The following is a 1391-nucleotide window of genomic DNA, read 5'->3' on the forward strand; positions in this document are numbered from 1 at the left end:
AATGCTAAAACTTCGTTGTGCTTACCTCAACGATCTCTTGGCCATTTGAGGCTTTTGCAAAACCGGGATGCTCCCAAAGCTTGTAACCTACATCCTTAGCATGACCCGCCGTACAACCGTAAGTATCTGCAATATCAGAATACTTTTGTCGATTCAGTATTCCCTCGATAATTCCGCGCTGCAAGTCATTTAGATGTTTGCCTGTCTTCGCGCTGAGCACTTTATCTACAAATTGCAAGATATGGGCAGTGTCCATCAGTAGGGGGGTCGGAGAACTATAGTTAGTATACCCGACTTTATCCGTCTTTATCAGTCTTTTTCCGCCTTGCATAGCGATTTTAGAAATGCCCGTCTTTTTCCGTCTTTTTTCGCTTTGCAGTTTTGTGCGATCGGTCTATGATGTGGAAAAGGATAAAAAGCAGCTTCGTTAGAAGAAGGGAGTGTACATCTAATCCCAATCTTCAATAGCGACCAATGGTGCTTTACTAGGGTGCCAGTTGCGATCGCACTTCCAAATTATCTTATAGGTTTTGGGCGATCGCCTGTATGGCGAACAGAATTTCATCTACCAGTTCTCAGGCTTCTGCAATGTCTATCGATCGGATAGGCAAGTTTTGCCGGTATTATCCGATCTTTGGGACATTTGAGCAAGTTTTTCTGGAAAAGTTCAGACTCAATCCGACTGACAGGGCGATCGGGTGTGGTTTTTGATTGGGAACGTATTGTTTGGCACTTAGATTGTTAAATATGAATCCGTAAAAGGAGATAAGTATGAAAAAATTCATTGTGGGCATGATTTCTGGAGTTGGAATTTTTGCTTATACAATACCAGGGGTAGCTCAGAATCCACCACCTCCAAACATCCCATCTGGTATCTATGCGAGTCAAGGTCACAACTATTACTGGAATAACACCGAGAAAACTTCGTGTCACATTGTCGGTCCTCCCCAGTTGAGGCTATTCGTTAATAGAGGTATGCCGAGGAGAGGAAATGCACCTTTTACCCCCTATAATCTTCAAGGTGGTTGTCTATGGCCTCAAGGGCTTTATGTGCCACCAAACAACCAAGGCAGAGTGATGTACATCAACTCCCGTAAAGAGATTTGCCACGTAGGACCGTCATTGTTCGGATTGTTACGCCAGCAATTTGGAGCGCCGCTGGGAGGTCTTTCTCTAGAAGTTATCTCTCAAGGTTTGACAAATATTGGTACTTGCCCCAATCCTGGATAAAATATTGGGTATTATGGCCTCCATCACCTTACAAAGATGCCGGGCAATCCCCATTCTATTAGCAAGGTGATCGCACTTCGTCACCTAAATAGGGCTTGCTGAAAAAGCCTCAAACCCTTACATCAAAAGACTTTGGCTCCTGACGGCGCTGAGCGTGTGTA

2 protein-coding genes are annotated in these 1391 nt (G+C 44.4%); one reads left to right on the plus strand and one right to left on the minus strand.

What is annotated here, in order from left to right; translation table 11 throughout:
* Positions 1-4: 4 nt before the first annotated feature.
* Positions 5-256, minus strand: a complete 252-nt coding sequence (locus tag QUB06_RS34550) for a hypothetical protein (RefSeq protein WP_333439343.1) — start codon at positions 254-256, stop codon at positions 5-7.
* Between the two features lie 515 nt (positions 257-771).
* Here QUB06_RS34550 and QUB06_RS34555 point away from each other — a divergent pair.
* Positions 772-1230 carry a hypothetical protein gene (locus QUB06_RS34555; protein ID WP_333439345.1) on the plus strand — a complete coding sequence of 153 codons (459 nt, stop codon included), beginning with the start codon at positions 772-774 and terminating at the stop codon, positions 1228-1230.
* Positions 1231-1391 lie beyond the last annotated feature (161 nt).

Origin of the sequence: Microcoleus sp. D2_18a_D3, from assembly GCF_036702455.1 — a bacterium.
Lineage (GTDB): Bacteria > Cyanobacteriota > Cyanobacteriia > Cyanobacteriales > Microcoleaceae > Microcoleus.